Origin of the sequence: Paenibacillus sp. FSL P2-0322, from assembly GCF_037975315.1 — a bacterium.
Taxonomy (GTDB): domain Bacteria; phylum Bacillota; class Bacilli; order Paenibacillales; family Paenibacillaceae; genus Paenibacillus; species Paenibacillus polymyxa_B.
Map to the genome: position 1 here is coordinate 4,410,937 of NZ_CP150243.1, position 26,199 is coordinate 4,437,135.

Genomic DNA, 26,199 nt, shown 5'->3' on the forward strand with positions numbered 1-26,199 from the left:
AGATTCCTCCGCTGATATGAAGTGAGTTCAGGTCGGGAGCCTGAACCATGCGACGATGCGTTTGGCCGGAGCGAGAAGAAAGAAATCAATAAGCTCGTCAAGATTTGGCCACGGGAGATTCGTAATATAGAGTAAGCCAAGATAGGCTATAGGCAGCATAAGCGATAGATACAGGATACGTGCTCTGCGATTTGTCCGTTTCCACTTTGGAATATCAGTGATCAGCATTGCAGCATTACAAATCATAAAAAACAAAAATTTAGCAAACATGGCTATCTCCTTTTCTAAAATGGTACTCCTATCCCCATTCCCGTACTCACAATATTAACTTCAACGGCTACATTAAACTCAGCCTTGGCAAACCGTTCGTTCCAGGTTGGCTTCCAGCGTTTCCATAATGCCGAATTTTTTTGAAAAATCTGATTGCCGATTCCTATTGCATCTAATCGTTCCTTCTGAAGAAGGGAAATCGTTTCCCTCAATTTCTCCTTAATCTCGGCTTCGAGTCTGCCTTTAAATTTATTTTGCTCCTCTCTGGTCATCACGGAAGAGCTATGCAGCTCGCCGATTGCCCCTATGATTTTGATATGTACACGAGCAACGACATCCTCTCCTTCGATAAAAGGTACTATCTTCGTTTTTAAGGAGATAACCTGGAGGCTTTCTTTGGTTTTCTTTTTTTCAGACTCTGCATCCTTATCCGCAATATCGATAACTCCGCTTTTGAATTTTCCAAGCAGCATCAATAATGGTTGGGTATTTGTCGGGCTGATAACACTTTTTACCAGCTTTCCTTCTTTAAGCAGCGCAACTCCGGCAATGGAAATCTCATCGAGGGGCTTGTCTTTGAATACATTAGGAAGCGTTGTGACTCCGGTTTCGTTTTTTAGATGAATCGCCAGATCAAGTAACGGAACTCTGGAAGTTTTGGCAGAAAACCGTGCTGTCGTTTCTTCAATTTTCCGTAATTGCTGACCTATGGTGTTCTCAATATACGGCTTGGTTTCTAAATAGTCGCTTGCTTTCCCCCGAGCAATCAGGACAAGTATGGTTTTTCTAGTTTCAGGATCTCTCATGAAAAAATCAAGAACGTCTTCTAAACCTCGTTGTCGGGACATTTCTTCCCCGATGATAAGAATGCGCATGTGATCCAATTTTGCCCTTCTACCAAGGTGGATGGGAATGTCTTTTATCGCTTCATTCATGTTATCTCCTTTTGTTAGGATATTAAATGCTTTTGAGGACTGCTTGGGGGCTCCTCCCATCTCCTGCGAACCCGAGGGATTGTAAAAATGGGTAGTGAGATATATTTCTTCACTTTGGTCCAGGTCAACCGCTATCGCTTGTGCATACCCGAATTCCACCAGCTCCGCCTTGTCCCAGCAGCCCGCGAGCAGGATGACAGCCAATATACAGAAACCAATGGATATTCGCGTTCTCATGTTTTCCCCCCTTTTCTTTTATGCAAATGGCGGTTTCGCGGTTGGTGAAGCAGTATTTTTCGCGGGGCAACAATGAATACATCGCGCAATTGATTGATTCTAAGCGGCCCCAGTGGTGCAAAATAGGGTTGACCCAAAGAGCGCAAGCAAACTAAATGCAAAAATATGAGGAGAAGTCCGAACATAATTCCAAGTCCTCCCAAAGTGCTAGCAAGGATCATTAAAGGGAATCGCAGCATGCGGATCGATATGGCCATACTGTATTGAGGCAGTGTAAACGATGCGATACCGGTCAGAGCGACGACTATGACCATTACCGGCGAAGCAATCTTGGCTTGAATCGCAGCTTGACCGATGACAAGCGCTCCGACAATGCTTACAGCAGAGCCTATCGGACGGGGCAACCTGATTCCAGCTTCCCTAAGAAGCTCGAAAAAAACCTCCATAATCAGTGCTTCCACGAAAGCGGGAAACGGAATCCCTTCTCTCGTATCCAGAATGGCTAGAAGCAGAACGGTCGGAATCATCTCAGAATGGAAGGTTGATAAGGCAATATATATGCTTGGAAGCAGGAGTGCCATCACGAATGCACCAAATCTTAGTATACGTATCAGCGAAGCGAAGATGGTTTGCTGATAGTAATCCTCACTGGAGGCGAGGAACTCAAAAAAAATTCCCGGACATATCAATATTGTTGGAGTTCCATTCACCATTACGATAATCTTTCCATCCAACAGGGCAGACACAACGGTATCTGGCCGTTCCGTGTAGCGCACCTGAGGAAAAGGAGAATAGACAGAGTCGCTGATCCATTCTTCCAAATAAGATGTTTCAAGAATCTCTTCCGTGTCGATGTCTGCAATTTTTTGTTTAAACTCTAATAGCGATTCAGGATTGACGGCCCCATCCAAATATCCGTAAGCAATTTTTCTCTGACTTATTTCTCCTACCGTGAAATACTCAAATTTAAGTTTGGCTGATTTGAGCAAGCCACGAATGATGCCTATATTCACATTCAGTTCTTCAATTGTACTTATATGAGGCCCTTGAACGACCGGTTCTGTGATCGGCTCACTAACTTGTCTAAAGGGAAGCCCACTAGCAGCATAGCTAATTGCTTCCTCCCAATGATCAAAGAATATAACTATGGCTCCACTTAATATCTGTTCATTAACTTGATCAATGTCTTTCAACAGCTTGGGAGAATGACCAGTTATTCCATGTTTTTTGAAGAAACGCATCACAGCTTTGGGAGTGACCGCCTCCGCCGAGCCAGCTTCATAAGTGATTAGATCCTCCATAGCAGATTTCATGTATTTTAAATGTTCATTTTGAATCATTGTCTCAAAGTAAACAGAAAGAGCATTATGTTCAAAACTCGAACCATAACTCCAAGGTATGAGAACAAGATCGGTACAATCGGAAAAGCTGTCCTGAATTTGTTTTAAATTTTCGGCCAAGCATTTCGATATCATCACCGTTCCCACCTCTTAGCTATCCTTTATTTAAACTATTTTTAATGTGCTGATTAGTATCTCTTTAAGATGAATCTTTTATGCAAGGCTATATCTAGTTTCTCACGAACAAATCAGCCTCTCCATATGGCAAACCCCGCGATAAATGGGTGAGGGGAACACTCCATTTTTTCTCTGGCCACAGGGTCGTTCTCAACATCTCCATAGATCCGTCTCTCCAGATGAGGTCTTAAATTTTGGCACCATGCTATCATCACCGACAAGTGTACCGTCAATGTCGATAAACACAAATGACATGATTGTTGTTATGTACTACATTTACACCGTAATTAGTGTAACGCATTACAGGTCAAATCTTTTTTGAGAAACTGATACGTTTTAAAAAAAAGCCGCCAATATGGCGACTTCCTATATGACTAAAACCTGCTTGGAGTGTAATTGCTGTTTTTTAAATACTCGATTACGAATTTGTCTAAAAATAAAAACAGATTTTCATTCATCACTTTGTAGTCACTATTTCTCAGTAGTTCTGGCTGCTGAATGAATCTGTGGCTACTACGTTCAGATAGTCCGGCTTCCGAATTCTCGATTAGAAGCTCTACCAATTCATGTTTAAACTCCATATGGCATTGAAAACCGTAGACAAGCTTCCCGTATTCTCTATAATCTGCCTCGGACAAGCTTCACTGTAGGCTATTATTTTGCAATTTTCAGTTAATCCAGGCTTATCATTTATGCCAGTGTCCAACAATACTAGTATTGTCAAAATGGGCAAATTTATCATTGCATTTTCCTTCATCTGTGAAGATTATGAAAAAAAATCCTGCTTCTAACTTTTTCAGTGTACGATTGTACGGTTATGTGTTATCCAATGTTTTTAACATTCCGCTTCGGGCGTTGTAAGATCCAACACATACTTTCTGAAAGTACAATATTCGCTAGCTCCATCAGGGTTTTTATTTCAAAGGTTGGTTGAATTGCAGATGTGTTTATTTTCCCGGTAGGGTTGAACCAACAGCTATCAATTCCGTTATTGTTCCCTCCCTGAATATCCTAAGTCAGTGAATCACCGATCATGAGAGCCTTCCTTTTATCCGAAATGACCCGCTTTGTAAATACATAATCAAAAATAGCAGCTTGTGGCTTTTGGTAACCTACTTCTTCCGAAATAATCACCTGTTCAAACACATCACGCAGTGTTTGATCTCCCAGTTATTATACAGAAGCTGGTCGTGCCATCAAGATACGATCAAGAATTGAAATCGTTAACATTCTGATAAAAATACAAAAACAATTCCATATATTCATATATACATTTCCTATTCCGTGTGATTGTTAACGTTTTCATTATTACATATACGTCTTGATTGGAAAAAGAAGGGGGCTATTGAATTATATAAAAAATTCGACAAAAATTTTAGTATGTAACTTTTATTATATTAACAAATACTGGAACAGAAAGTATGATAGAAAATGTAGAAACCACAGGAGCACCCGGGACTCCCTTCGTTCATCTACTCCATTAATCCAATATACGGAGGTATTTTATGAAAAAGAGATTTTCACTCGGAATCGCAGCGGCTCTACTGTTCACTACTCTGGCTCCTATAGGTGCACCTGCTCATGCAGCCAGCGATATTGGCAAGGAGACGCTCGGCAGCAAAAACGGATGGGCAGCCTTTTCTACAGGCACAACAGGTGGAGCTACGGCGACTACCTCCAATATTTTCACCGTAACGAATCGCAAGCAACTTGTCGATGCTTTGGGCAAAAACAGCAATAGTACGCCTAAAATCATTTATGTCAAAGGCACGATCAACGCCAACGTCGATGACAATAATAAACCGTTAGGATTGAACGACTACAAGGACTCTAAATATGAGTTTGACGCCTACCTCAAAGCGTATGACCCGTCCACATGGGGTAAAAAGGCCCCGTCTGGCACATTGGAAAAGGCACGTGAGGCTTCACAAAAAAATCAGGCCAGTCGTGTCGTCATTGAAATTCCGTCCAATACTACGATTGTCGGTCTGGGAAGCGACGCGGTCATTAATGGCGCAAACTTCCAACTAAAAAAAGGGACAGACAACGTTATTATCCGTAATATCGAATTCCAGGATGCCTACGATTATTTTCCTCAATGGGACCCGACGGACGGCAGTACAGGCAATTGGAATTCGGAATATGACAGCATTACAGTTAACGGCGCCACACATGTATGGGTAGACCACAATACCTTCAATGATGGATCTCACCCCGATAGCCAAAATGGCACCTTTTACGGCCAAGAATACCAGCATCATGATGGACTTCTCGATGTGATTAACCAAGGCGATCTGGTTACGGTTTCTTACAATCATTTTTACGATCATGATAAATCATCGATTATTGGCAACAGTGACAGTAAAACAGCAGATGAAGGGGCTTTACGTGTAACTCTGCATCACAACTATTATGAAAACACGGTACAACGCACACCACGCGTGCGGTATGGACAAGTCCATCTGTACAACAATTACTATACTGGTGATGTAAAACGCTCCGAATATCCTTCACTGTATATATGGGGCGCAGGTAAATCCTCCAAAATCTTCGCCGAAAACAATGTCATTGACGTTGCCGGTTTAACTGCAGCTAAAATCGTGACTGTCTTTGGAGGAACTGCCCTGTCAGATACGGGCACAATCCTGAATGGACAAGCTGTTAACGCAGGCTCCAGCGCGGGTCTTAGCTCCTCTGTAGGCTGGAAACCATCGCTGAACGATAAAATCTCCCCATCCGCCAGTGTGAAGGCAGAAGTCACTTCCCAAGCCGGTTCCGGTAAGCTGTAAGCACTGCCCGCTAACACAAATAACCACAGGCGCCTACAACCTGCGATTTTACACCAAAAAGGCTGTTTCCTCCGTAGAATGATTCCACACGGAGAGAACAGCCCTTTTTTTATTTTTCATTTGTTTAATTACAAATTATAACACGCCTTAACTGCCGTATTGTTCTACCAAAACCGGCTTTTCAAATGCGTTATCCAGCTTGCGAAGTTTAGCCTTTACAGCTTCTGGTGGCTCAACCGCAGGCGCATCTGGATGCAGCAACCATGATTTCACAAAGTGCGTATCGGATAATTGAAAGAGTGGAGGCTCTTTCTCAAAGTCAATTTTCATAGCATAAGAACTGCGGGCTGCAAAAGCATCCCCTACAGGTGGGTGAAGCAGATCCGGAGGTGTTCCCGGAATAGCTGCCAGCTTCTGACCATGGCTGTCCAAACTTGGCATAGAAGCGAGAAGGCCCCATGTATATGGATGTTTCGGGTTATAGAAAATTTCATTAACCGTACCTGTTTCCACGATTTGTCCTGCGTACATAACGGCAACGCGATCAGCCATCTTCGCCACAACACCGAGGTCATGAGTAATAAAGATGATGGAAGTATCGATCTTTTTCTGAAGATCCTTCATTAGCTCCAAAATTTGAGCTTGAATCGTTACGTCCAACGCAGTCGTCGGCTCATCGGCAATCAGAAGTTTCGGATTAGCAGCCAATGCCATCGCAATGACGACACGTTGACGCATACCGCCACTAAATTCATGCGGATATTGGTTAAAACGCTGTTCAGGATGTGGAATACCTACCAGATTCAGCAACTCAATACCCCGCTTGCGAGCAGCATCCTTGGATATTTTTTCATGCTTGAAAAGCACTTCCGTGATCTGCTTGCCCACTTTCATCGTCGGGTTAAGCGAAGTCATTGGGTCCTGAGAAATCAGGCCAATTTCCTTACCACGAATTTTTTGCATCTGCTTCTCTGTTTTATTAATCAGCTCTTGTCCGTCAAACATAATTTGACCCTTTTGATAAATGCCCGGAGGGGTCGGAATCAACTTCATAACAGCTTGTGAGGTTACGCTTTTGCCTGAGCCGGATTCGCCCACAATCGCCAGCGTCTCTCCTTTATTGACATGAAAGTTTACGCCACGAATGGCCTGCACTAGTCCCTGACGGGTCTTGAAAGATATCGTTAAGTCCTTCACTTCCAAAAGGCGGTTCATCTCATCACTCTTTCATTTATTATTCATCACTATTATTGACCACTATCTAAAAAAACGACGTCCATGAGTCAAGGTATATACGATTAATTTTACTCAGTTTAGTACCTACCAGTCAAGCAATATCTAAAATATCATCAAAAACCTTTCACAACATGTTATATAAATGGAATGTTTGCCCGAAAAAACGATCATTTTTAACCATTTCTGTACTCATTTATAACATGCGCTGGATATAGCTGAAGCGTGCTCCACCCCATGGCGAACGTGTGCAGAGTAGTTCTCCGTTCAATCGGGTAGCAATTTGACGACAAATAGCCAATCCAAGACCTGTGGCACCATTCGAGCCCGCATAGAATCTTCCAAATACCTCGGCTGCCTCTTGTTCGGTCAGCCCTTCCCCATCATCATCCACATGCATAACCCATACAACCTCCGGTGTTGTCCCTGTCTCCAAATGAATGACAACCTCCGTAGAGGTGTGCCGAACTGCATTTTGCAACAAATTCAATATCATACGGAACAATTGCTCGGCTGGAACGGCCACATGCAGGCCCTCTCCCTCCACTCGAAGCGAGATAGAACGTTCAGCAGCCACCGGCATCAATAGATGAACAGCATCCTCCGCCATGCTTCTAAGATCAACCAGAGAGACAGGCCATTCTTCATTCAGCGCCTCCAACCTCGATAGCTGCAGCAGCTTTTCCACCATATCAATTAACCGCTGGGACTGCACTTTGATGATACTCAGCCCCTCGTCCTGGGATACCACTTGATCCTGAATGGCATATACATAGCCTTGAATCGACATTAACGGTGTCCTTAGCTCGTGAGATACATTTTGCAGGAATTCAATTTGACCGTGGTGATGGTGCTGAATACGGGCGGACATGGAATGAAAGGTACCGATCAGCTCGCCAATCTCACTTTTATCCGCCTGCGGAAAATCACTATCCTGCGGCTGATTCGGTTCGTAGTTGCCTACCGCCTCCTTCAATCGTTTGAGCGGACGCACCAGACGTGAGACAACCATCAGACCAATGACGAGAATCACCAAAAAACCCGCGATGATAGACAGTAATGTGGTTCTCATTAAAGGTACATACAGTGCTCGCAAAGAAGATAAGGGTGAGTATACAAAAATACGAAAAGGTTGTCCGGGCAATTCTTCATTCGTAAACAGTACCTTTTTACCTTGAAGCACAGCCACCCCTTCATGTGTAGCGGTCAGATCCTGGGCAGACGGATGAACCGATGCAAAAAATCCTTGGCGGATCAAAAGCAAACGCTCTATCTTTTTGCCTTCCATTCCAGAGACGCTTGAGTCGATGATGCGGTTATCCGTGCTTAAAATAAAGTAATCAGCAGATAAAAGCACGCCCTTGATAACATAGTTAAATTCAGCATTATCCAGTCGATCAAAGCCTCCGTCGCTCATAATATGGACGGCTTTGCGTGCCTGCTCATGAAGCTTGGATTTGGCCTGATTCACCAAAATGTCGTCGATAAGCCTGATGAATAAGACCACCGTAATACAGACGGTAATAAGCATGGCGATGGTCAGGGAAAGCAGTATTTTAGCTCTCATCGTACGCATGGTTACAACTCCTGAACCGTTGCTTTATATCCGAAACCCCATACGGTGTTAATGACGAGCGTAGAGTGATATTCAGCTAACTTTTTACGAATCCGCTTGACCAAATCATCCACAACTCTCACATCACCTATAAAATCATAGCTCCACACCTGCTGAATCAGATGTTCCCTGCCGAAAGGTCTTTCCAGATGATTCGCAAGAAACAACAGCAGGTCGAATTCACGTGAGGTCAAATTTAGCTCTTGTCCGTCCACTGTGACTTTACGAAAGTCAGCAAAAATACACAGATTGCCCGCATGGCATATATCTGCGCTTTCTGCCGCTTGCCTATCGTCTGATGCAGACATTCCGGCCTTGCTCAGTCTCAGCATCGCTTTGACCCTTCCTACCAACTCCCTTGGATTAAAGGGCTTGGTCAAAAAATCGCTGCATCCCAGCTCCAGCCCGTGAATACGGTCGTTTTCTTCTCCACGGGCAGAGATCATAATAATCGGCATTTCCGTAAACTCGCGAAGCTGAGTCAGTAGAGAAAGCCCATCAATGCCAGGCATCATAATATCAAGAACGAGACAATCCGGACGGTTCGTACGGATATGCTCTACCAGTGTTTTACCACTGGAAAAGGAAGTGACCTCGTAGGATTCTTTTTTCAAATATTCAGATATTAATTGCAGAATGAACACATCGTCATCCACTACTACTATTTTTGTCATGACCTTAACCCCTTGCCGTTGTTCTGGATGCTTCCATCCTCTCTTTAAGCTTAACAGAAGCCCAGCAGAATAGACAAAAGACGGGTATACCGTTCCCGGTCCCGTCTTTCTTATCATGAATCGCTGCTGTATATGCCAGGCGAGCTGAATGCTAACTACATATCAGTCTTATTTCTTGGTTGTTACTGTTTTTGGAGCTGTTTTGACTGTTTTTGGAGCTGCTTTGGCTGGAACTGCTTTTTTAACTGGAGCTTTGTGGGTCACTTTTTTAGCTACGACATGATGTGCACGAGTTTTATGAGTTGTTGCTTTGTGTTTAACAACATTATGTTTTTTTGCATGATGTTTAACTGTACGATGCTGCACTTTCACTGCTTTTGTTTTGTGGCTTGCCACTTTTTTCGCAACGGATTTTTTGGCAGGGGCTTTCTTCGCTTTGGTTGTTGTTTTATGAGCTGTTGTAGCTTTTTTAACGGGTGCTTTCACCTCAGGTGTTTTCGTCACAGGTGATTTTGCCGGTGTTTTGGTAGCCGGAGTCGTAACCGCAGGAGCTTTGATTGCTGGTGCAGTGCTCGCTGGAGTCGTTGTTGCTGTAGCGGCGAATGCGCTGCTTGCTCCTCCCAATACACTTACTACGGTTAATACGGCTGCTGCATTTTTAGTCCATTTTTTCATGATTGAATCACCTCTCCTTTAAAGTATCTTTAGCTTATCAGGAGAATTCGGGATAATTGTGGAGCAAATGTGTGAAAAGTATATGAAAAAGCGTGCAGCCCTGTATTTAGAAAATACATGAGTCTGCACGCTATGAGTTTTACAATAACCATCTTCACTAACCAATGGCGATCCAGGAAATAATACCGTAGTTATGCGCGGTTTCGTTCCACTTGGTTACGACGATCACTGCTCCATTCGGCGTCTGAGATTTCAGCGTCGCATGAAAGAGAGGGTGGTTCGTCATCGCTACCAACGTGTAGTCCGGGTTTACAAAAGGCTCCCCGAATACAATGGTCACTTCCGTCTCTCCTTCACTGCCTTTCAAAAGAAACGGCGCTCTGCCAAACTGCTGCAATGCTGGCTGATTCGCACAAGTACGGACCGGGGTGATGCTCAAATGCTCCGGCTTCACTGCGTTCAGCTCCAGCTCACGTGAGCCTACCGAGCCTTCCACCAGATGATGACCTTCAATGCTCTGCTCTGCCACATGATGGCTTTGTACCGCAGCCGCTTGCAGATGCTCTGGTCCCACGGCTTCTGGGCTCAGCACCTCGCTGTCGACGGCCTGAGCTTTCAGATGGCTGCGAGATACACTGTTTGCCTGAAGTCTGTCGCCACTGACGCCTTCCTCTGGCAAAAGTCCCGAGAGATGTATATCTGTGGACAGCTGAGCCAGTGTCACCGAGCCCGGCTTTAGGTGATGCGAATCAATAACTTCCTCTCCAATGTGGTGGCTTGCAATAGCCTCCTCAGCCACATGGCGGGACTGTACCGTTCCATCTGCCAGCTTGCTGGACGTCACCGCTCCTTCCTGTATAGCATCCTCAGCCACTGCCTGCCAGCCTACATGCTGTGGCTGAATAGCCCCTGCCTGCAGATGCTCCGACTGGACTGAATCCAGCGCGATATGCCTGGACTGCACCACGCCTTCTGCCAGTGCGGACCCTTGGATCGCCCCCTCGGCCAAATGCTGAGCGTGTACGGCATGCTCCGTCAAATGGACGGAGTTTACGCTGGCTTCTGCCAGATTCGAAGCACGCACCGCCCGAAGCGCAAGCTTCTCAGCGTTCACGCTGCCTGCCTGGAGCGCGTGAACCGATACACTCCCGGGCGCAATATGCCGAGTCATCACTGCCGAAGCCTGCAAATGAGCAGAGGTGACGGATTCCGGAGCCAGATGGCTCGACTGGACGGCCTCTTCTGCCAAATGATTGGCTTGCACAGCTTCGTCCGTAATATGCCACGGCTGGACCGAATGAGGAGATATTTTGGCAGCAGTTACGCCATCATCCGCCAGTTTGCCGGACGTAACCGACTCATCCTGCAAAGCATCAGTTGATATTGCTTGGGATGCGATATGCACACCCTGAATGGTTCCAAGGTGTAGATGGTGCGGCTGAATGGACTCCGGTGCGATATGCACGGACTTCACTGCCCCCTCTGCCAGCGCTCTGTCCTGTACTGCGCCAGGTGCCAAATGTCGGGGGTATACGGCATGCTCAGACAACTGTGAAGGACCGACGCTTCCTTCCGCGAGATTCGTCGCTTGCACCGAGCGTGCCGCCAGCTTTTCCGAGGTGATGCTTTCTGCTTGAAGCGCACGACCTGACACACTGTCAACGGCCAGATGTCTCGCAAACACCGAGGAAGCCTGTAAATGATCAGAGGTGACGGATTCCGGAGCCAAATGGTTCGACTGGATGGCCTCTTCTGCCAAATGATTGGCTTGCACCGCTTCGTCTGTAATGTGCCACGGCTGGACCGAGTGGGCAGACAGCTTGGCGGCAGTCACGCTCTCATCCGCCAATTTGTCGGACGTAACAGATTCATTCTGCAAAGTATCGGTCGATATCGCCTGTGAGGCGATATGCACACCCTGAATGGTTCCCATTTGCAGATGATGCGACTGGATGGACTCCGGTGCGATATGCACGGACTTTACTACCCCTTCTGCCAGCGCTCTGTCCTGTACTGCGCCAGGTGCCAAATGTCGGGGGTATACGGCATGCTCAGACAACTGTGAAGGACCGACGCTTCCTTCCGCGAGATTCGTCGCTTGCACCGAGCGTGCCGCCAGCTTTTCCGAGGTGATGCTTTCTGCTTGAAGCGCACGACCTGACACACTGTCAACGGCCAGATGTCTCGCAAACACCGAGGAAGCCTGTAAATGATCAGAGGTGACGGATTCCGGAGCCAAATGGTTCGACTGGATGGCCTCTTCTGCCAAATGATTGGCTTGCACCGCTTCGTCTGTAATGTGCCACGGCTGGACCGAGTGGGCAGACAGCTTGGCGGCAGTCACGCTCTCATCCGCCAATTTGTCGGACGTAACAGATTCATTCTGCAAAGTATCGGTCGATATCGCCTGTGAGGCGATATGCACACCCTGAATGGTTCCCATTTGCAGATGATGCGACTGGATGGACTCCGGTGCGATATGCACGGACTTTACTACCCCTTCTGCCAGCGCTCTGTCCTGTACTGCGCCGGGTGCCAAATGCCGGGGGTGTATCGCCTGCGTGGACAGATGTGAAGGGCCGACGCTTCCTTCCGCGAGATTTAACGCTCGCACCGAGTGTGCCGCCAGCTTTTCCGAGGTGACGCTTTCTGTTTGAAGCGCACTACTGGATACGCTATCCGAGGCCAGATGGCTCGCAAGCACCGCCGAAGCCTGCAAATGGGCAGAGCTGACGGATTCCAGGGCCAAATGGTTGGACTGGACAGCCTCTTCTGCCAAATGATTGGCTTGCACCGCTTCGTCTGTGATGTGCCACGACTGGACTGAGTGGGCAGACAGTTTGGCGGCAGTCACGCCTTCATCCGCCAATTTGTCGGACGTAACGGACTCATTCTGCAAAGCATCAGTCGATATCGCCTGTGAGGAGATATGCACATCCTGAATGGTTCCCGTTTGCAGATGATGCGACTGGATGGACTCCGGTGCGATATGCACGGATTTCACTGCCCCTTCTGCCAGCGCTCTGTCCTGTACTGCACCCGTTGCCAAGTGCCGGGTGTGTATCGCTTGCGTGGACAGATGTGGAGGGCCAACGCTGCCTTCCGCGAGATGCGTCGCTTGCACCGAGTGTGCCGCCAGCTTTTCTGAGGTGATGCTTTCTGCTTGAAGCGCACTACTGGATACGCTATCCGGGGCCAGATGGCTCGCAAGCACCGCTGAAGCCTGCAAATGGGCAGAGGTGACCGATTCCTGGGCCAGATGATTGGACTGAACGGCTTCTTCTGCCAAATGTTTGGCTTGCACCGCTTCGTCTGTAATGTGCCACGGCTGGACCGAGTGGGCAGACAGCTTGGCGGCAGTCACGCCCTTATCCGCCAGTTTGTCGGACGTAACGGACTCATCCTGCAAAGCATCGGTCGATATGGACTGTGATGCGATGTGCTCTCCCTGAATGGTTCCAATTTGCAGATGATGTGGCTGGATGGATTCCGGTGCGATGTGCACGGACTTCACTGCACCCTCTGCCAGTGCTCTATCCTGTACTGCTCCAGCTGCCAGATGCCGAGTGTGCACCGTTTGCGCAGAAAGATGTGAAGGGCCGATGCTGCCTTCCGCGAGGTTCATTCCTTGTACCGAGCGCGCTGCCAGCTTTTCCGAGGTGACGCTTTCCGCTTGAAGCGCACGACCTGGCACACTATCCGGGGCCAAATGTCTCGTGAGCACCGAGGAAGCCTGTAGATGCACCGAGGTGACCGCTCCTGCAGCCAGATGTGCCGAATCCACGGCCGCCACAGCCAAATGGTTGCTTTGTACAGCTTCGTCCATAATATGTCCGGACTGCACGGCATGGGCAGACAGTTTCGTGGGAGTTACGCTTCCCTCCGACAGTTTGGCAGAGGTGACCGATTCATCCTGTAAAGCCGGAGTCGCTATAGCCTGCAATGCGATATGCTCTCCCTGAATGACCCCGCTTTGCAAGTGCTCCGATTGGATGGATTCGGGCGCAAGATGTGCAGACTTCACAGCATTCTGGGCTAATTCCGTCTCCTGTACTGCTCCTGCTGCCAAATGCCGAGTGTGTACGGCTTGCGCAGCCAAATGTCCTGGACCCACGCTATTTTCCGCCAGATTGGGAGCCTGCACAGCACGGGCTGCTAGCTTCTCAGAGGTGACACTTTCCGACTGAAGCGCATGACCGGATACACTATCGGGGGCGAGGTGTTTGGTTTGGACCGATGCAGATTGCAAATGATTAGAGGTGACGGATTCCGGAGCGAGATGATTCGCCTCCACCGCTTCAACAGCCAGATGGTTACTCTGCACTGCTTTATCCGTAATATGCCACGGCTGCACGGAGCGAGCAGACAACTTAGAGGAAGTGACACTACCCTCAGCTAACTTAGGAGCCGTAATCGCCAAATCATTGATTTTATCCGTGGCCACACTTTCCGGCGATAGTTTCAGCGAAGTAACAGCATGATCCTGCAAATGATGGGAGTACACCGCTCCGCTGGCCAAATGCGCGGTTTGAACAGCGCCTTCACCTAGTATGTCCGCGGTAACGGACTGTTCTTGCAAAGCCGAGGTTCCAACACTGTCTTCCCCAAGATGTTTGCTCAAAACAGAACTCTGGGCCAGATGGGCCGAATCGACGGATTGAGCCTGCAATGCCTTTCCACCCACACTGTTGTCGGCAAGGTGGTTTTCACGAATTCCCCCCGTTGCAATGTGTACGTGTGTAATGGCTTGAGAGGCAATCTTATTTCCGGTTACCGCCCCTTTGCCAATTTTAGGTTCTGTCACTGCTTCGTCAGCGATTTTGTCAGACTTAATCGCGCTCGAAGCAATGTGATTTTCCTTGACAGCCTGATTCGCCACATGGTGTTCCAGAACTGCTCCCTTCCCTAATTTCTCGCTCGTCACAGCCCCGGAATGCAAATGTTGCTCCGTAACCGCCTCCGATGCAATATGATTCTTTCGAATGATTTCGGACTGGAGGTGTACGGAAGAGACTGCCTCCGGAGAAATTTGGGGACCTTGTATGGCTGCTGTAGCAATATGTCTGGTAAGTACCGCCTCGTCGGCAATTTTGTGTGGTAATATGCTCTGATCCGATATCTTGGATGAAGTGACGGATTGATCGACAATTTGCAATGAGCCTACAGACTGATCTGCCAGTTTATTGGACTGAATACTCCGATCCGCCAGGTGACGGGCTGTTACTTGGCCCGTTCCAAGCTGCTCTTCCCCAATGGAGCCAGGACTCAGATGCTTTCTTTCAATCGCTCCAGCCTGAATATGCGAACTGGTAACTGCCTCCGACTCCAGATGACGCCCGCTGACAACACCTTCCTCCAATTGTTCCTTGCCCACAATTCCATTGGATAGCTGCTTGCGATTAATCGAACCGGGGGCCAGATGCCTTGCATGAACGGCATGCTCGGTCAGGTGTGCACTCTCAATGCTGCCAGCTTGGATTTTAGCCGCATCCACAGCCCCATCCCGCAGTTTGGAAGTGGTCACAGATTGATCGCCCAGCTTGGAGCTATCGACAGCTTCATTAGCCAAATTGTTCGATTGAATCGTACCACTGCGAATTTTATCAGATGTAACCGCCTGATCTTGAAGCATATCTGAAGACACGATCCATTGCTTGAAGTGACGGCTCTCAATGGAGCCATTCGCAATATGATCGCCGCTGATAATCTTATCAGCCAGCTTTTCTGGAGTGATGCTACCATCTCGAAGTTTTTCACCACCGATGGAGCGATCCTGCAATTTACTGCCTGCCACCGATGCGTCCGACAGATGTTCCACCGTAATGGAGTCCGGGGCAATCTTCGAAGAAGTCACAGCACCGTCGGCTATCTTAATCGTTTGAACGGCATAATCCGCCAGAGATTCCGTGTGGATACTCTCTTGCTTCAGCTTGCTGGAATCTATGGAAGCGGGAGCGATCTTCTCACCCGTTACAGCGAGATCGCTCAAATCGTCTGTATAAATGAAAGCGTTGTTTACATGCGGAGCCTTCTTATTGCTCAAAATTTCCTCCACATCAATTGGATCAGGTTCTGGTTCTGGTTCTGGCTCCGGCTCTGCTTCTAGCTCTGGGGGTTCCTCCATCGACACTTGAGTCTCCTCTGCATCCGCAAATTCAACCTCCGTCTCATGCGAAGCCTCGACTTCAGGTTCGACAACAGTCTGTAGCTCCGGCTCCTCTTTGGTTGGGGGAGGCGGAGAAGCAACTTGATGAAGTCTTGCTTCTGTCTCCCTCTCCGCAGGCTGTGGCTTCACGCGATGTATCATACTTAATTCATTCATATCCGGGTCAATTACACTATAGAGCGGCTTTTTGTTTCTTATGGTTTTGCGGCTCTTATTCTTCAAGCAGCTCTCTCCCTTCTCATATTTATCGTTACAGCATCATATGCAGGCACTTAGGCACTTGCCACCCCGTGCAAGGATACACTTTTGGGTAAAAAGGATACTTACTAAAATCCACGTTTGAAAAAAAATAGTTAAAAGTTAAAATAGTAAGGGGGAAGATCGCTACAAGAAGAGAGGAATTACAATAACATGATTATCAAACCAAGAACACGTGGCTTTATCTGCACCACTGCTCATCCGGTGGGCTGTGCCCAACATGTTCAGGAGCAAATTGACTATGTACAGGCCCGTCCTGCTATCCAAGGACCCCGTAATGTACTTGTGATCGGGGCATCTGCCGGATATGGGTTGGCCTCTCGCATTACTGCCGCCTTCGGTGCGCGTGCCAATACAATTGGTGTATATCGCCCTAGTAATGCTACCGCCACACGTACAGCATCGGCAGGCTGGTACAATTCTGCTGCATTTGAAAAAGCTGCTCAGGAAGCTGGGCTTAAATCCTTAAGCGTAACAGGCGATGCCTTCTCGGATGAGGTCAAATCCAAAACGGTGGAAGCCATTCGCGAAGAACTGGGACAAGTCGATCTGGTGATTTACAGTGTCGCTTCAGGTCGTCGTACAAATCCCCGCACAGGCGAAACGTTTAATTCCGTGCTCAAACCTATTGGTAAGCCTTACACAAACAAGACCGTTAACTTCCACACCGGGGAAGTCAGCAGCGTGACGCTTGAACCCGCAACAGAAGAAGAAGTACAAGCAACTGTAGAGGTTATGGGTGGTGAGGACTGGAAATTGTGGATTAACGCCTTGCGTGAAGGCGGTGTATTGGCTGATACTGCAACAACCTTTTCCTTTTCGTATATTGGTTCAGATATTACGCAAGCCATCTACAGAGAAGGCAGTATCGGAAGTGCAAAGGATCATTTGGAGGAGACAGCACATCAGCTGAACGATCAGCTGAAAGTTACAGGCGGACGCGCCTTCGTCGCAGTCACCAAAGGACTCGTTACCCAATCTAGCTCCGCTATCCCTGTCGTTCCTCTGTATATTTCTGCTTTATATAAGATAATGAAGGAAAAAGGGCTGCATGAAGGGTGCGTAGAACAGAGCTACCGCCTGTTTGCTGAGCGTCTGTACGCACCAGAAACTCCTGTAGATGAAGAAGGACGTATTCGTATTGATGATTGGGAACTGCGCGAAGACGTACAGGCAGAGGTTGAGAAGATATGGGAGGCGCTGACGACCAACAATATCTACGAATTGTCAGATCTTGAAGGATATCGTCACGAATTTTTCCAACTGTTCGGCTTTGAGTTTGAGGGCGTAGACTATGATGCTGACATCGATCCCATCGTAAATATTCCTAACGTGCGCTAAGTCTTTTCATATCGTCATTATGTCAGAAAAACAAAAAAAGCTGTTCTCCAGCAGAGAAACATTTCGTTCTGCATGGAGGACAGCTTTTGTTTTTTAATTAAAAGGGACACTTGTGTCCGCTTCGAACTGCAAAAAGAAGCAAACATTGCAATTTTAAAATTCATTTGATATTGTACAAGTAGGCATAGCAAAGTCCCTCTTCCTAACAAGAGGGTAAACACAGTTGGACAAGTCCTACCTTGACTGACCGTGATTATATTTGCTCAGCCCACCACATCCATATAAGGAGGTGTACAACATGGCAAAAGACGTTCTGTGTGAAGTCAATTCATGTACGCACTGGGCCCAAGAGAATAAATGCAGCGCTAGCTCCATTTACATCGTAAGCAACAGACCTGAAGACACTCACAAGTCTGAAGAAACAGACTGCAAAACCTTCGAAGCCAAGTAAATCTTTGATTTCAAGCCTAGTTTTATAATGAAGGAGCCCATGCCCGGGTTCCTTCTTTCTTATGATATTCTAACAAGAATGATAATTATTATCAAGTCCTTTTTCGGTACAGAAAAACGCTTTTCGCTTGTATACAATCATTTCTCTGCTACTTTATAAATCCAAGCCGAAAAGGACACTGCTGTTCTCGATAAAGACAAAAAAAAGAAGCGTCGCTCTGAACGATTCGCTTCTTGTGCTTGACCTTTTGTAATTGTTCTTGCTTGGTCGGCTTCATTCGTATGTGCTGTGAAATCTCGCCATAATGGTCATTCGTTTTGCGGCTTTGTGCCGCGCAATAGATTCCAGCGCGTTTTGCCTTGCTCAACGCTTTTTGTGTTTGAGTACGTGCCATACGGCTTCACTCTCCTTCATTGGACTCCTTTTATCATAGCATCCAATCGTCAAATCGTGAATGGTTTGTCTGACTCAAGCATTCTTCAATTGATTAAATGTCTGAAAAAATATCCGGATCGCCACTGGAGGCCGCTACAATAAAAACAATAACTATAAAAATGATGATCAGTGTATAAATCAGTGTACCGATAATACTACATACCAATCCAGCAATGGCCATACCTCTGCCTTGCTCACCATGACGGTTAATTTCCTTCAAGGAAAGACTGGACAAAATAATACCCACAATTCCGATAATCAACCCGATATAGGGAATGACAACAGATAAAATCCCGAGCACCATCGAGGCAACAGCTTTACTATTCGTAGGTGGAACTACTGGGGGCGGGTTAAATGGGGCGTTATAATCGTTCGTCTCCTGAAAAGGATCGGAAGATCGAGGCTCCTTGTACAAATCACTCATCTGTTAAATTCAACTCCAATACGAAAAATAGCAATTATATAAGTTCTAGGGTACCACAATCTTACAAATCAGGACAGTACTTATTTCGAATTTTTAAATTAGAACGTTAAAAAGAAGAAACCTAGCGATATTAGCACTTTTTGAGGTAACCGGGCATACAGTATTGTACCTGTTACAGATCAATTGTGCTCCATGAGAGCATCCTGCCAAGGAGGTCGGAGCTATGCTATATCGTGCAACATCCCGCAGAAAGGGCTCGCCTCACAAACGTTTAAATGCAAACACACTTAGGATAATATCCGCTGCCATGCTGCCATTTTACAAAGCTATTGCAACTCGCCGTGCGTTTGCAGTTCAATGGTCACGAGCTGTCGTTCAGGGCAACTTGGATCGGATGAAATCCCTTCTCTGCTCAGTAGCGCCATTTGCCGCCAAACAAGGCTTAGGCACGAATGGCATCGGCTACTTTATTTCCTTTTTAGCTCATCCACCGATGCTCTATTATACGAATGGAACGACGATTCCACCGGGGACTGTGCAGTTTACGTTTGAGCCGAGAGTTCATCGCGCCATTGCAAAAGCCGTTTTTCCGCTGTATCGCGAATTGGCACGCAATCCATGTTTTGCTTCTGCCTTTGCCAAAGCGATCAACAGACAAGACCAGCGTGCAGTTCATGTAATGATCCGTAGTTTGATTCCATCCTCTGCGCTGAAATCCGTACAAATTGAGGATGATGGCTTTGCATTGCTATTTAAGTATCCCTTTAGTAAGTACCCATATCGCAATCTGCTCTTTCGGGAGTTCACTTAAAAAGGTATGCTACTAGCGTGCTTGCTTGAGTTCTCCAATGAGCTCTTTCCCCAGTTGTATAGCCATATCTGTCAGCACCCGGATTTCGTCCTTGGTTGCATGATCTAAATGTGCCCCGCAGCAAATGGCAAAATTGCCTGCAAACTCTTTTCGCAAGCGAACTGCAATTTCTTCGGTAATATAAAACTCCTTGTGATTTTGCAATTGCACAGTTTGAATCGGCTCGAGTCTGGCCCCTGCTGTAATCGTTCCCAAATGAGGCTGATCACCGCCTGAAATGAGTACAATGATATCTTCCCCCATAAAATAGGCATCCAGCTCTAGACGGATACGTCCGCTTTCTTTTTGCAAATGAATCAATAGGATCCTCTCCTGCTAAAAAATATTATTCAGGATTTTGCAAAATTCGATTCCAGTCGCTCCAAAGTGCAATATATAGACGAACTAGACCATTTCGATCTATATATCGTTTATTGAAAATCGCTTATTAGATTTTTGCAAAATCCTCTATTGTGAAACGATTCACTTTATAGAGTTCTACTCATTGTACCGCTTCTTGAACGGTTCGACAATTTAAAAATGGCCCACAGCAGCCTCTATAAACCGTGGCTTGCTGTGGGCCTTCATTGTTATTCTAAAAGAAGCATTTCCTTTCCTACTGGCTGCTAACGGATCGTGATCGTATGCACAGTCTTACCACTTGCGCCGTCATTATCCGTCACCGTTAGCTCTACGGTATACGTTCCAGCTGTGGTGAATTTATGCTTCACCTTGGAACCGACCGCCGTATCGCCATCGCCAAAATTCCAGCTGTAACTAACGATCTCACCGTCTACATCACGGGAAGCTTTGGCGTTAAATTGTACATTTTTGTTCTTCTTAGCTGATTCATTAGCCTGAATAATGGCTACCGGCTTCTCATTGGATGGATTCGGATCAGGGTTCTGTCCTCCACCATTGGCTACATACAATCTTCCCGGTGCCTCCGTCTCCACTTCATTTCCCGCTGCATCCCTTACCCGGATCACGATGACTCCGCCTTCCAGATTCAGAGAAGATGAAGTGAAATAAGTACCTTCATAGTGGCCTGACGAAGTTTCATTTAATGGAATATCGTTGCGGCCCAAAGTGGACAGGTTGAAAGGCAGCTCCACATGGAAGGACGCCTCCAAACCGGATGCACTGTCAAAGGATACTCGTACCGGCTGCCCTGGAGTAATACGCACATCCTCAGCAGGGCTAATGTTTTCAAGCTTCGGCAGAGCTGTATCGACATACACCGAGCGCGTAACACTTGTTTCGTTTTCGGCAAGATCCTTGGCCGTCACCGTAATTTGATTTTCACCTTCGTTGATAAGCAACCGCTTGTTAAAGCTGCCGTCACTTCCAAATTCAGCGGGCTCACCATTAATCGTCAATTCGGTGAGGAACTCGTCATACACGGTACCGACTACACTGACTACACCCGCGTTTGTACGGGCCCCTTCATCAGGTGAAGTCAGGATCAGACCCGGTTTAGTCTGATCGAGTGTCACAACCACCGTTTCGGAACGATCCGTTAATTTGCCGTATACCGCTGCTTGAACACTTAGCGGATTAGCTCCTGGTTGAAGATCAACCGACAAACTGAAGTGGCGATCCTTCACTTTCGTTGTGCCAGCCAGCTCCTTACCGTTAAAGAGCTGAATATCGGCTCCTTCTGCCGGGGAAGTTCCTGTTACGGTAATCGACTCTTCCTGCGTATACGTAGCCTTCGTAGGAGTCGTAATCGTTGGAGCATTCACCGGATATCTGACGATAGCCCGGATCATGTAATTCCCTTCCTCCTCAGGTGATTGGCTCCATGCGCCGCTTACACCTTGCCAGCTGCGAAGTGCATTCGGGCCACTCTCATCTGTAGCAAGACCCGGCGACTGTGTGCCCACAGCAGACTGTGTATATACGATGTAGAAGTCACCTTGAACCGTCACCGGTTCTGGAAGCTGCACTGTCGTCCATTGTGACTCATCCCGCACGGCAGTCCCGTCGAATGGACCAGCCAATAATCGTCCAGGCGCTCCTGCCGCACCGGAGGCGTCATAAACAGAATATTGGAATGCCGTTCCTCCCGGATTCGGGAAGGCAGAGTTCCAGAACAAAAGCGATGCTCCCGTCACTTGAGCCACTTCCGACTCAGGCGTCATTCTGACTGCCCATGAATTGCCTGCCGCGTTAAAGGCTCTGGCATTTTCTCCTGTCCCGTCATCGTAAGCAATGCCTCCCTGGAACCCGATGAAAGGTTTCAACGTGACATTCGCTTCCACACTACCGTTCGGAGGAGCAATAACAGATACACTGTCGCTATAATAATTCTCAGCTGAAATAGACAATGTGTATGTTCCTTCCAGCACGTCCAGCGTAAATTCTCCAGCCTCATTCGTCTCTACCGGAGCAATACGTGCATCCTCCAGCACCAACACTTTCGCTTTTTGGATCTGTTCACCGGATTGCTTGTCGATAATGACCCCGTGAATCGTACCGTGAGGTATGGCCTGAAGGCTAAAGTTTGCTCTAATGACTTTGTTATTCTCAATCGTGACTGCTTTCGTTTGAGGCACGTAACCATAGGCTTCAGCCTTCAGCGTATAGTCGCCCGCTACATGGGTGAAGCTGTATTTGCCCGTGGTCGGATCGGTTTTCACCGAACGTCCGGTTTCCATTACCGTAACCGTAGCGCTGGCTGGAAGACTGTCGAGCCCGACACGTCCACTCTCCACCGTTGTTTCTGCCGGCTTCACTTTCTCCTGAAATTCACTCTTTTCAGTGCTTGTAATTTTGTACAGCGGGAATTGTTCTTCCGCTTTTTCCAGCTTGATATTCGACTCAGGTACAATGTCCTTGGTCACTGTCGCAGCTGGAATGCCCAACACACGGAAATCGTCAATGTACCAGCCGTTCTTGTTCACACTGTTATCCGATTTCAAACGGAAGCGAATTTGAATCTCATTGCCGGTGTAGCTATCCAGATTGTAATAAACCGGAGTCCACTTTTTCCCATTCGTATTGTGAGAGAACTTGCCCAGCTCGCTCCACGTGTCGCCATTGTTTTTGGACACTTCCACATAACCGTAATCATAGCCGGCCTCAATTTCAAACCAGTGATTGAAGGTCAGTGTTGCATTGCGTACAGCCTGCAAATTAATTTTTGGAGAAACCAGCGAAAATTCAGCCCCGTTCTCATAATTGCTATCAAGATCGGTTGCCCACACATTCGGTCTGGACACTGCGCTCTCTGGTCCTACTTCCTTCGGAATGCCACGTTCCCACTCATCCTTGGTACCGGAATGAGTCCAGCCATTATCCGAGCTGCCGTCAAAATGATCGCTATACAGCGTATCCGGCACGTCTACTCTCAGAGAAGCCTCATTCGACTTGATTCCTTCATTGCCACTATAATCCTCAGCCGCCACTGCATAATGATAGGTCGCTCCACCGACCGTGATGGTATCTGTGAGTGTCAGTGCTGAGGTTGTACCGATGGAAGTATAATTTTTGCCTGATTGGGTAGAACGATACACCTTGTACTGCTTCACATCTTCATCGGAGGAAGCATTCCAGGCCAGTGTGACGTTGCCCACAGTATCGGCTTCAGCAGTCAAATTGCTCGGCGCAGCAGGTGCAACGGTGTCTGGCTCCTGAATTGACAGATCGTCAATATACCAGCCATCTTTCACAACCGTATTGTCACTCGTAAAGTTGAAGAGGAGGTATACCTTTTGACCCGCGAATGCCCGCAAATCAAGATATTGTGTTTTCCAGCCGTTGCTGGTGCCAGTAAACGATAATACCTGCTCAAACGCATTCTGATTGTTTGTGGTTGCTACGTATACTTTGCCGAAATCAGAATTGTTTTCAAGATCGTACCAATGCTTGAAGCTGACCAGTGCCCCTTTTGAGCTCTCGGTCAGATCAATCGGAGGGGCCATAAAATAACTGTTGGAGTTGGCCTGATATTGGCCTTCGAGATTAGTCGCGATGACCTTTGTACCCGAATTTGCGCTTTTAGGGCCGCTTGTCGGAGTTCCCCATTTCCAAACACTGCCCTGTCCACCGATATTAATACCGGCAATGTCTTTTTCAAAGTCTTGTGTGTAACCTGGTTTTACGCCTTTGGAGATTTTAACCTTGTATACTTCAGTTTCAAATCCGTTATTACCGTAATCATTTACACGAATATAGTATTCCAGACCAGCGCTGTCCACCAAAAAAGTCGGGATGGACGCTTGATATGTACCATCTTTGCTGTCGCCGGAGGTCCGTTCCAACGGAATATATACATAGTTTGACGTACCTGCTGTTTTGGCAAATGCCTCAACGGCTGTCACGCCGACATCATCCGTTACATGAGCAGTCAGAGGTATATCAATACCTTCGAATGCCGCTGCGGGCGGTGTATGCTCGAGAACAGGTGCTTCCAGATCGTCGCCACCCGTTACAACTTTACCAGACACGGAGCCCAGACCTTGCATGACCGAACCGACTGCATCCAGCGCATTAATGACACCATGTCCGTAGCCATTGTTTGGCGAAGTAGGATATGTGCTGTCCGTGCGCGGTGTAGCTGTGTTCATCAAAATTTCCTCAAGCTGATCTACGGTAAGCGAATGATTCGCTTGCAGCAACAGGGCTGCAAGAGCCGCAACATGAGGTCCGGCCATAGAAGTACCGTTATATCCGCCTTTATAGCCGCCACCAGCGACAGATGACCGGATATTAACACCCGGTGCGGAAACTTCGGGCTTCACCTCACCATAGGGTGATGGTCCTAACAAGGAGAAGCTGGCTAGATTATCATTGATATCGGTGGCTCCAGTAGCGAAGGATTCCGGATAGTTCGCCGGATTGGCTACCGAAGCAGGTCCGCCCGGATTGGAAAGAGAGGTATTACCTGCAGAGAATTCAGGGAAGATTTGAGCATCCCGCCATGCCTGAACCACAGGCCGGAACCATTCATCAAGACCCGGTCCGCCTCCCCACGAGTTGTTCACTACGTCTGGAGCAAGCTCGGGATGAAGATTCCCTTGGGCATCTTTTGGCGCAAGCAGCCATTGACCGCCATCCAGTATAATCGCATCCGTCGTTTCCGGATTAAAAATCCGAACCGCAATCCACTTCGCACCAGGTGCAACGCCAACTCGGTTCGTTCCGTTTTCCTCAGAGCCGACCATCGTGCCCATCGTATGTGTACCATGGGAATCGTCTTCCTGATCGACCGGAAGCGTCGCATGACTATGCGGATCGTACCAGCTCAGTTCGGGATTCACGACATTGCCTGCCGCGTCCAGCCCCCGCCATTTGCGATGAAGGGCCGGATGTGTATAATCTACACCTGTATCCAGATTGGCAACCACGATTCCGGTTCCGTCAATTCCCTTTTCCCACACTTGTGGTGCGTTAATATGGGATATGTTCCATTCCACCGTAGATGGGTCTACAGCGTTCTTACCTGCATTGCCAGGCTTAGCCGATGTTTTGCCATCGTCCTTCTCCAGCTCTACAGCCTTCTCTACCGTCGTAGACTTCGCCGCGGCTGCTGTCACTGTTTTAGCTGTTTCAGCCGTTTTGGCATTTGCTCCCTCTGCTTGCTTGTCAACCGTCACCTTTTGCAGATAACGCGTTTCATTCGGCAAGACTTTATCGACCTCAGGCAGCTGCGAAATATGATCCAGCACCTCCTTGGTGCTTGTTACAGCCAATGCATTGACAATAAAAAAGCTTTTATATTCCTTCACTCCGCCGCTCTCTGATTGCTTATCCAAATAATTTTCAAGCCCATATTGGGTTCTTGAAGCCGTTTCACGCAGAGAACTGATCACATGGCTGCGTGCAGCCATTTTGGCAGCGGAAGGTGTTATTTTCTCAAGTGAGGCCTTTTGAAGAGCATTTTTGGAAACCTTGTTGGTGTCTACCTGTTCTTTTAATTTGACCAGATAGGTAACATAGTTATTCTCCTCAAACTGTTTGGTCAGTTTCGGGGATACCTTCGCGGTCGTGACCTTATGCGAGGCGGATTTCAGCTCCAGCTTGGAGCCATCTGGTGTGTTATTCGCCAAAGCGGGTTGAACAAAGGAAAAGGCCATTAGCAAAGATAGTCCGATAGATAGTGGTTTCTTGAATCGTTTAGGTTTAATCAATTACTTCTCCACTCCTTTTACTAGGTTTAATGTTTCTGGAATAACCTGTACAGAGTAAGACCTCATACCTTACACATCAAACACACGGGTTGCGCAACACGATGTGGTTGGCGATCACCTCCTTCATAGAATATAGAGGCACAAAAATATTTGGCTGTTCATAGGTAGCAGTACTTCATAGGTGAGTTTGCAATC

At 47.4% G+C, this 26,199-nt stretch carries 17 protein-coding genes and 2 pseudogenes; 4 read left to right on the top strand and 15 right to left on the bottom strand.

What is annotated here, in order from left to right; genetic code table 11:
- Positions 1–27: 27 nt before the first annotated feature.
- From MKY24_RS19455 to MKY24_RS19480, 6 genes and pseudogenes are all read right to left on the bottom strand, one after another.
- Positions 28–246, bottom strand: a complete 219-nt coding sequence (locus MKY24_RS19455; protein WP_142657861.1) for a hypothetical protein — start codon at positions 244–246, stop codon at positions 28–30.
- 38 nt (positions 247–284) lie between these two features.
- Positions 285–1,442: a Ger(x)C family spore germination protein gene (locus tag MKY24_RS19460; RefSeq protein ID WP_339200677.1), complete on the bottom strand. Its 1,158-nt coding sequence runs from the start codon at positions 1,440–1,442 to the stop codon at positions 285–287.
- Positions 1,439–2,902 (bottom strand): spore germination protein, encoded by a 1,464-nt coding sequence (locus MKY24_RS19465; protein ID WP_233903758.1) that lies wholly within the window; start codon positions 2,900–2,902, stop codon positions 1,439–1,441. Before MKY24_RS19465 ends, MKY24_RS19460 begins: the two co-directional genes overlap by 4 nt.
- 121 nt (positions 2,903–3,023) lie before the next feature.
- Positions 3,024–3,153: pseudogene (locus tag MKY24_RS19470) on the bottom strand (Cof-type HAD-IIB family hydrolase); the annotation flags it as partial.
- Between the two features lie 180 nt (positions 3,154–3,333).
- Positions 3,334–3,540, bottom strand: coding sequence for a hypothetical protein (locus tag MKY24_RS19475; RefSeq protein WP_052405440.1), 207 nt, complete (start codon positions 3,538–3,540; stop codon positions 3,334–3,336).
- 241 nt (positions 3,541–3,781) lie between these two features.
- A pseudogene (locus MKY24_RS19480) lies at positions 3,782–4,114 on the bottom strand (HAD-IA family hydrolase); the annotation flags it as partial.
- A gap of 350 nt (positions 4,115–4,464) precedes the next feature.
- On the opposite strand from MKY24_RS19480, the gene MKY24_RS19485 reads away from it, so the two are divergent.
- Complete coding sequence (locus tag MKY24_RS19485) at positions 4,465–5,748, top strand: pectate lyase (protein WP_028542196.1); 1,284 nt, start codon at positions 4,465–4,467, stop codon at positions 5,746–5,748.
- Positions 5,749–5,895: 147 nt separating this feature from the next.
- Here MKY24_RS19485 and MKY24_RS19490 read toward each other — a convergent pair whose 3' ends face one another.
- The 5 genes from MKY24_RS19490 to MKY24_RS19510 form a co-directional block, all read right to left on the bottom strand.
- Entirely contained in the window at positions 5,896–6,963 is a 1,068-nt protein-coding gene (locus tag MKY24_RS19490; protein WP_013311421.1) for an ABC transporter ATP-binding protein, read from the bottom strand.
- 214 nt (positions 6,964–7,177) lie between these two features.
- Entirely contained in the window at positions 7,178–8,557 is a 1,380-nt protein-coding gene (locus MKY24_RS19495) for a HAMP domain-containing sensor histidine kinase (RefSeq protein WP_053325918.1), read from the bottom strand.
- Between the two features lie 2 nt (positions 8,558–8,559).
- The gene (locus tag MKY24_RS19500) at positions 8,560–9,270 is read right to left on the bottom strand and encodes a response regulator transcription factor (protein ID WP_023989808.1); all 711 of its coding nucleotides are present in this window, start codon (positions 9,268–9,270) and stop codon (positions 8,560–8,562) included.
- Positions 9,271–9,438: 168 nt separating this feature from the next.
- Positions 9,439–9,945 carry a hypothetical protein gene (locus MKY24_RS19505; protein WP_053325919.1) on the bottom strand — a complete coding sequence of 169 codons (507 nt, stop codon included), beginning with the start codon at positions 9,943–9,945 and terminating at the stop codon, positions 9,439–9,441.
- A 157-nt stretch (positions 9,946–10,102) separates the two neighbouring features.
- Positions 10,103–16,333 carry a WIAG-tail domain gene (locus MKY24_RS19510; protein ID WP_339200682.1) on the bottom strand — a complete coding sequence of 2,077 codons (6,231 nt, stop codon included), beginning with the start codon at positions 16,331–16,333 and terminating at the stop codon, positions 10,103–10,105.
- A 189-nt stretch (positions 16,334–16,522) separates the two neighbouring features.
- On the opposite strand from MKY24_RS19510, the gene fabV reads away from it, so the two are divergent.
- Together fabV and MKY24_RS19520 are read left to right on the top strand one after the other, a co-directional pair.
- Positions 16,523–17,710, top strand: a complete 1,188-nt coding sequence (gene fabV / locus MKY24_RS19515; protein ID WP_028542496.1) for an enoyl-ACP reductase FabV — start codon at positions 16,523–16,525, stop codon at positions 17,708–17,710.
- A gap of 298 nt (positions 17,711–18,008) precedes the next feature.
- Positions 18,009–18,161: a DUF1540 domain-containing protein gene (locus MKY24_RS19520; protein WP_023989813.1), complete on the top strand. Its 153-nt coding sequence runs from the start codon at positions 18,009–18,011 to the stop codon at positions 18,159–18,161.
- A 148-nt stretch (positions 18,162–18,309) separates the two neighbouring features.
- On the opposite strand, the gene MKY24_RS19525 is transcribed toward MKY24_RS19520, so the two are convergent.
- Positions 18,310–18,555 (bottom strand): hypothetical protein, encoded by a 246-nt coding sequence (locus MKY24_RS19525; RefSeq protein ID WP_068942076.1) that lies wholly within the window; start codon positions 18,553–18,555, stop codon positions 18,310–18,312.
- 93 nt (positions 18,556–18,648) lie between these two features.
- Positions 18,649–19,020 (bottom strand): DUF4190 domain-containing protein, encoded by a 372-nt coding sequence (locus MKY24_RS19530; RefSeq protein ID WP_025720792.1) that lies wholly within the window; start codon positions 19,018–19,020, stop codon positions 18,649–18,651.
- 223 nt (positions 19,021–19,243) lie between these two features.
- Here MKY24_RS19530 and MKY24_RS19535 point away from each other — a divergent pair, with 223 nt between their 5' ends.
- On the top strand, positions 19,244–19,831 hold the full coding sequence (locus tag MKY24_RS19535) for a hypothetical protein (RefSeq protein ID WP_023989816.1): 588 nt from the start codon (positions 19,244–19,246) through the stop codon (positions 19,829–19,831).
- 12 nt (positions 19,832–19,843) lie between these two features.
- On the opposite strand, the gene MKY24_RS19540 is transcribed toward MKY24_RS19535, so the two are convergent.
- Entirely contained in the window at positions 19,844–20,191 is a 348-nt protein-coding gene (locus MKY24_RS19540) for a hypothetical protein (RefSeq protein ID WP_068942071.1), read from the bottom strand.
- 305 nt (positions 20,192–20,496) lie between these two features.
- Complete coding sequence (locus tag MKY24_RS19545) at positions 20,497–26,004, bottom strand: S8 family serine peptidase (RefSeq protein ID WP_023989818.1); 5,508 nt, start codon at positions 26,002–26,004, stop codon at positions 20,497–20,499.
- Positions 26,005–26,199: the final 195 nt, after the last annotated feature.